This is a genomic window from Pseudomonas sp. NPDC086112 (assembly GCF_044746425.1).
Taxonomy (GTDB): domain Bacteria; phylum Pseudomonadota; class Gammaproteobacteria; order Pseudomonadales; family Pseudomonadaceae; genus Aquipseudomonas.
The window spans coordinates 20,063-26,551 of sequence record NZ_JBIVCD010000056.1 but is presented as its reverse complement, the minus strand read 5'-3'; the positions used below and the strand labels follow the sequence as shown (position 1 = coordinate 26,551).

9 protein-coding genes are annotated in these 6,489 nt (G+C 60.6%); 8 read left to right on the top strand and 1 reads right to left on the bottom strand.

The features are described from left to right. From ACIPLA_RS26270 to ACIPLA_RS26255, 4 genes are all read left to right on the top strand, one after another. On the top strand, window positions 1-890 hold an 890-nt coding region (locus tag ACIPLA_RS26270), incomplete at its 5' end, for an ACT domain-containing protein (RefSeq protein ID WP_401177187.1). Between the two features lie 24 nt (window positions 891-914). Continuing rightward, window positions 915-1,295, top strand: a complete 381-nt coding sequence (locus tag ACIPLA_RS26265; protein ID WP_095633622.1) for a RidA family protein — start codon at window positions 915-917, stop codon at window positions 1,293-1,295. Between the two features lie 56 nt (window positions 1,296-1,351). Continuing rightward, window positions 1,352-2,092, top strand: coding sequence for a hypothetical protein (locus ACIPLA_RS26260; protein ID WP_401177184.1), 741 nt, complete (start codon window positions 1,352-1,354; stop codon window positions 2,090-2,092). Window positions 2,093-2,172: 80 nt separating this feature from the next. Beyond that, window positions 2,173-2,907, top strand: a complete 735-nt coding sequence (locus ACIPLA_RS26255; RefSeq protein WP_401177182.1) for a hypothetical protein — start codon at window positions 2,173-2,175, stop codon at window positions 2,905-2,907. 46 nt (window positions 2,908-2,953) lie between these two features. Here the strand turns inward: ACIPLA_RS26255 and ACIPLA_RS26250 are convergent, their stop codons facing one another. Further along, entirely contained in the window at window positions 2,954-3,817 is an 864-nt protein-coding gene (locus tag ACIPLA_RS26250) for an SDR family oxidoreductase (protein ID WP_401177179.1), read from the bottom strand. Between the two features lie 190 nt (window positions 3,818-4,007). On the opposite strand from ACIPLA_RS26250, the gene exbB reads away from it, so the two are divergent. The 4 genes from exbB to ACIPLA_RS26230 form a co-directional block, all read left to right on the top strand. Beyond that, complete coding sequence (exbB, locus tag ACIPLA_RS26245) at window positions 4,008-4,964, top strand: tonB-system energizer ExbB (protein ID WP_008073416.1); 957 nt, start codon at window positions 4,008-4,010, stop codon at window positions 4,962-4,964. Window positions 4,965-4,970: 6 nt separating this feature from the next. Continuing rightward, entirely contained in the window at window positions 4,971-5,399 is a 429-nt protein-coding gene (gene exbD, locus ACIPLA_RS26240) for a TonB system transport protein ExbD (protein ID WP_007894651.1), read from the top strand. Then, entirely contained in the window at window positions 5,396-6,142 is a 747-nt protein-coding gene (locus ACIPLA_RS26235; protein WP_123499437.1) for an energy transducer TonB, read from the top strand. Before exbD ends, ACIPLA_RS26235 begins: the two co-directional genes overlap by 4 nt. A gap of 274 nt (window positions 6,143-6,416) precedes the next feature. Further along, on the top strand, window positions 6,417-6,489 hold a 73-nt coding region (locus ACIPLA_RS26230), incomplete at its 3' end, for a hypothetical protein (RefSeq protein ID WP_401177190.1).

Below are 6,489 nucleotides of genomic sequence, written 5' to 3'. Positions count from 1 at the left end.
CGGCGGTCGACTTCGCTTACGCGGTGCACACCGACGTGGGCAACAGCTGCATTGCCTGTCGGATCAATCGTCGTCTCGCACCGCTGTCCGAACCGCTGCAAAGCGGCTCCACGGTCGAGATCGTCAGCGCCCCCGGCGCGCGGCCGAACCCTGCATGGCTCAACTTCGTGGTCACCGGCAAGGCGCGCACGCACATCCGTCATGCGCTGAAACTGCAACGCCGTTCCGAGTCCATCAGCCTCGGCGAACGCCTGCTGAACAAGGTGCTCAACGGCTTCGACAGCTCCCTGGAAAAAGTCCCGGCCGAGCGCGTGCAGTTGATGCTCCACGAATACCGCCTCGAACTGATCGAAGACCTGCTCGAAGACATCGGCCTGGGCAATCGCATGGCTTACGTGGTCGCCCGCCGCCTGCTCGGCGAAGGCGAACAGCTGCCAAGCCCGGAAGGCCCGCTGGCGATTCGTGGTACCGAAGGTCTGGTGCTCAGTTACGCCAAGTGCTGCACGCCGATCCCGGGAGACCCGATTGTTGGTCACCTGTCCGCGGGCAAAGGCATGGTGGTGCACCTGGACAACTGCCGCAACATCAGCGAAATCCGCCACAACCCGGAAAAATGCATCCAGCTCTCGTGGGCCAAGGATGTCACCGGCGAATTCAACGTCGAGCTGCGCGTCGAACTGGAACACCAGCGCGGCCTGATCGCCCTGCTGGCCAGCAGCGTCAACGCGGCCGACGGCAATATCGAAAAAATCAGCATGGACGAACGCGACGGTCGTATCAGCGTGGTCCAACTGGTGGTCAGTGTGCACGACCGCGTGCACCTGGCCCGCGTGATCAAGAAACTGCGCGCCCTGACCGGGGTGATTCGCATCACCCGCATGCGCGCGTAGCCCACCCTTCACAAGGAGTCATACATGACCAAGACCGTTATCAACAGCGACAAGGCCCCGGCCGCCATCGGTACTTATTCCCAGGCGATCAAGGCTGGCAACACCGTTTACATGTCGGGTCAGATTCCTCTGGACCCAAAAACCATGGAACTGGTTGAAGGCTTCGAAGCCCAGACCGTCCAGGTGTTCGAGAACCTCAAAGCCGTGGCTGAAGCGGCTGGTGGTTCGTTCAAGGACATTGTCAAACTGAACATCTTCCTCACCGACCTGAGCCACTTCGCCAAGGTCAACGAGATCATGGGCAAGTACTTCGAGCAACCTTACCCAGCCCGCGCCGCCATCGGCGTAGCAGCCCTGCCAAAGGGTTCGCAGGTTGAAATGGATGCCATTCTGGTCATCGAGTAAACGTGCGGCGCAGCCCGCTAAAGGCTGCGCCGATCTTGTTTTGAAAGGATTCCACCATGCGCCAAGCGCTAGCTCTCTCGCTGGTCGCCCTTCTCTTGGGCGGTTGTGCCAGCGATCCTGCCGATCGTGATATCAGCGGCACCTGGATCAATCAGTCGGCGATCGATGCTGCATCCAAGGGCGGCCCCCTGCGGGAAGCGCTCCAGGCCTATGGCCCGAACCTGGAATGGGACGTCAACACCCGAGCCGGTCAGGCCCGCTACACCAATGGTTTTGAAAACGTCGAAGGCAAGCTGCTGGGCGAAGAGTCCGGCGCGTGGAAAGTCGACTTTTATGGCAGCTCCGCCAGCGAGCTGAAGCGTGATGGCAAGCAACTGAGCCAGGCCGCCAACGACAACGAGCCGGAGCAAGTCTTCGACCGTGCATCGGTCCCGGTACCCGAAGGCGCACCGATTGGCGCGAGTTTCGAGCGAGCGCTGTATTCGGCTTATATGGGCGGCAGCTGGAAAATCGTCAGCGGCCCCGGCGAAGGCAACACCGTGCAGTTCCAGCCCGATGGCCAGGTTGCCGGCCTGCCCGGTGCGGATCGTTATGCCCTGTGCCTGGCGGGCGATTGCGCGTCGATGAGCGGCGGCAACGACAACATCTGGCTGCAGGTGAACGGCCAGGGCAATACCTGGATTTTTGCGCGCAAGGGCAAGGAACTGGAGATTTTCCAGACGGTGAATACCGCACTGGCGGACGAGATGCCTTCGTTTACGCCGGGTGATCGTAAGTGGTTGCTGGAAAAACAGTGATACAGAATACAGGAGCCTACGGGCTCCTTTTTCTTTAGCCTGCACCGTCGAATTCTTTGCCTCCCGCTCAAGGATTGATCATGCGCCAACTGCTTATCCTAAGCCTATTGCTGCTGGGCGGCTGCACCTCTATGCCCGCAGAAACGGATATCAGCGGTATCTGGATCAATCAGGCGGCCATCGATGCAGCGGCCCAAGGCCAGTCTTTACATGAATCCTTAAACACTCATGGTCGGAATCTGGAATGGGACATCAACACCCACACCGGCAAGGCGCAAGTGAGCAGCGGTTTTGAGAGGGGTGAAGGCCAACTGCTGCAAAAGTCATCCAATGCCTGGACCGTCGACTACAACGGCTACGGCACTGACGAGCTGCGCCTAGATGGCAAGCGACTGACTCAACTGGCCAAGGAGTACGTCCCCCAGCAGGTGTTCAGTCGCCCCAGCAAGACCGCCAAAACGAAAACAGGACGGGTTGATACCTTCCGGAGCGCCTTGAACGCTGCCTATATGGGCGGGCAGTGGAAAATCATCGACAGTCACGGAGCAGGCCAGTGGGTCGAGTTTACGGAAGATGGCCATGTTGCAGGGTTACCGGGAACCGATCGATACGAGTTATGCCTGGACGGTGATTGCGCCAGTCAAGGCGCAGGTAATGACACCTTGTATCTGGGCATGGACGACCTGAGTGACACATGGATTTTCGTTCGCAAAGGCAAGCGACTGGAGATTTTCCAGGCAATCAATCAATCCCGGCCAGACGAAATCCCCCACTTCACCCCCGGCCCACGCCAGTGGCTGCTGGTAAAACAATGACCCAAAAACAAAGGCGCCCGCAGGCGCCTGTTGTTTAGAGGCTCGCTCAGTTCAACTCCCCCTGAGCAAGTATCGCAGCATAACCTTCGCGGTAACTTGGGTACTTCGGTGTCCAGCCCAAGGCTTTGGCCCGCGCATTGCTGCAGCGCTTGCTGCCAGTGCGCCGCACGCTCGCGTCGTCATCCCACTCGGTCACGCCTAAATACTCTCGTAGCCAGCCCACCACTTCTGCCAGTGGTGCTGGCGCATCGTCGACGCCGATATAGCAATCATCCAGCGCCACCCCACGCCGATCCGCCTCAAGCAGAAACGCCAGCAACCCTGCCGCATCATCGACGTGAATGCGGTTGGCGTACAACGGTGGATCGATCGCCACGCGATAGCCGCGGCGGACCTGGGTCAGCAGCCACTCTCGACCCGGACCATAAATACCGGTCAGGCGCACGAGACTGGCCGGGATGCCGCTATCGAGCGCCACCTGCTCGGCTTCGAGCATCAAACGCCCCGAGTAACCGCCCGCCACCGTCGGCGACGTTTCATCGACCCACTCGCCATCCTGCTGGCCGTAAACGCTGCTGCTGGAAACGAACAGTAGTCGATTGGGTACTTGCCCATAGTCGCTCAGCCATTCCAGCACGTGCTGCAAACCCTGCACATAAGCGGCGCGGTAACCCGCCTCATTGTGATCGGTAGCCGCCGCGCAATACACCAGGTAATCCACCGCACCGATTGGCCAGGTCGCCGGGCAGTCTTTATTGAACAAGTCGCCGGCAACGCCGATCACGCCGTGTGGCAGGCGTGAGACATCACGCCGCAAGCCGTGAACCTCCCACCCGCTAGCCAACAGTTGCGTGGCCAGACGACTGCCGACATCACCGCAGCCGGCGATCAAAACAGAAGGCGCGGACATCAGAAAACTCCCATCGGAAAGTCACAGACTAGCGCCGGCAAGGGACACGCGGCTAGCAATGAAGGAAAAAAAGATACTCTATTACTTTTGTTAACAAGAATTACTTGCAATAATGCCTGCCACTTTTGTTCTCGGCCTCACGAGGCCTGGAAGAACATTTACCGTTTTTTTCCTTTCAGGTCCGGCCAGCATGACACCCAATCAATTCCCCGCTTCGCCAACCAAACGACCTCGCGCCTGGAGCGCGGTGGCCGCCCTGCTGCTCAGCCTGATGCTGGCGCCGACCGCCGCCTTCGCCGATGCACAAGCACCGGCCACCCAGCCTGCTGCCGCTCAAACACCCGCCGCGCCTGCCGTGACACCTGCCGCGACCGATCCGGTCCAGGCCATAGACGCCGCTGACGTGCCGGAAGTCCTTGAAGCCGACAACACGTTGGGCATGGCCCATGACTTGTCGCCGTGGGGCATGTACCAGAACGCCGACATCATCGTGAAGATCGTGATGATCGGCCTGGCCATCGCCTCAATCATCACCTGGACCATCTGGATCGCCAAGGGCTTCGAGCTGATGGGCGCCAAGCGTCGTCTGCGCACTGAAATCGTCCACCTGAAAAAAGCCGCCACCCTTAAAGAAGCCAGCGCAACGGCAGCCAAGGAAGGCACCCTCGCCAACCTGCTGGTCCACGACGCGCTGGAAGAAATGCGCCTGTCGGCCAACAGCCGCGAGAAAGAAGGCATCAAGGAGCGCGTGAGCTTTCGTCTGGAGCGCCTTGTCGCTGCCTGCGGTCGCAACATGAGCAGCGGCACCGGTGTACTCGCCACCATCGGTTCCACCGCGCCGTTCGTCGGCCTGTTCGGTACCGTGTGGGGCATCATGAACAGCTTCATCGGCATCGCCAAAACCCAGACCACCAACCTCGCTGTCGTAGCTCCCGGCATCGCCGAAGCCTTGCTGGCAACCGCGCTGGGCCTGGTTGCAGCGATTCCTGCGGTGGTCATCTACAACGTCTTCGCCCGCTCCATCGCCGGTTACAAGGCACAAGTGTCCGACGCCTCGGCAGAAGTCCTGCTGCTGGTCAGCCGTGATCTCGACCACCTGCCGACCGAGCAGCGCAGCTCGCAACCGCACATGGTGAAAGTGGGGTAATCGGCCATGGGCCTGCATTTGAAAGAAGGCGCAGACGACGATCTGGCCGAGAACCACGAAATCAACGTCACGCCGTTCATCGACGTGATGCTGGTGCTGTTGATCATCTTCATGGTGGCGGCGCCGCTGGCCACCGTGGACATCAAGGTCGACCTGCCCGCCTCTACCGCCAAACCGGCGCCGCGGCCAGAGAAACCGGTGTTCCTCAGCGTGAAAGCTGACCAGCGCCTGTTCCTCGGCGAAGACGAAGTGAAGGCCGAGACCCTCGGTGCCACACTCGACGCCAAGACCCAGGGCAAGAAAGACACGACGATCTTCTTCCAGGCCGATAAAGGCGTGGACTACGGCGACCTGATGAGCGTGATGGACGCCCTGCGCGCCGCTGGCTACCTGAAGGTCGGCCTGGTCGGACTCGAGACGGCAGCCAAGAAATGATCAACACGCGCCAAAAGCTGACGCGTTACAGCGGGAGCCTGGCCGTGGTGCTGGGCGTCCATGCGCTAGCCATTGCGCTGGCGCTGAACTGGACGTCGCGCCCGCCGATCGAGCTGCCGCCGCAAGCGATGATGGTCGAACTGGCGCCGGTTCCGGCCCCGCCACCGCCCGCACCGCCAAAGGTGATCACGCCGCCACAGCCACCGGCCCCGGTGGAAGAACTGCCGATACCGAAACTGGCTGAAGCGCCTAAGGCCGAAATCGCCGTACCGAAACCGGTCAAACCCAAGCCCAAGCCTCAACCGCCCAAGCCTGTGGAGAAAAAGCCGGAGCCGCCGAAGGAAAAACCGTCCGAGGAAAAACCGAGCGACGCGCAACCGACCCAGGCACCGACGGAGAAATCCGCTCAGCCGGCACCGGGGCCATCGCCGGCGCAGCAAGCGGCCAAGGCCAGTTGGCAAGGCACCCTGCTTGCGCATCTGGCCAAGTACAAAAAGTACCCGGCCAGTGCACAGGCGCGGGGCAAGGAAGGTTTGAACCGTCTGCGCTTCGTGGTGGATGCTGAAGGGAACGTGTTGTCGTTCGAACTGGTGGGCCGCTCCGGCAACGCCGATCTGGACCGGGCCACCCTGGAAATGATCCGCCGCGCACAGCCGCTGCCCAAGCCACCGGCCGATATGCTGAACAACGGCTCCATCGAAATCGTTGCACCGTTCGTTTACTCGCTGGAACGCCGCCGTTAAGACACTGCCGAACCAATGTGGGAGCGGGCTTGCTCGCGAAAGCGGTGTGTCAGGCAATATTGATGTCGACTGACACTCCCTCTTCGCGAGCAAGCCCGCTCCCACAGGTTCTTCGGCGGCTACAAAACCTGTGAAAGGCACCGAAAGGTGCCTTTTGCATATCTGGCAACGGCAAACCTGCATTGCCCAGTGTCACTCGACACACTCAGTCTGATAACGTGCGTCTATCGATTGCAGCCGGTATGCTTGGCCCGCAACTTCATGGACGCTTGCTATGACTCTGACAGAATTACGCTACATCGTTACCCTCGCCCAAGAGCAGCACTTCGGCCACGCGGCCGAGCGTT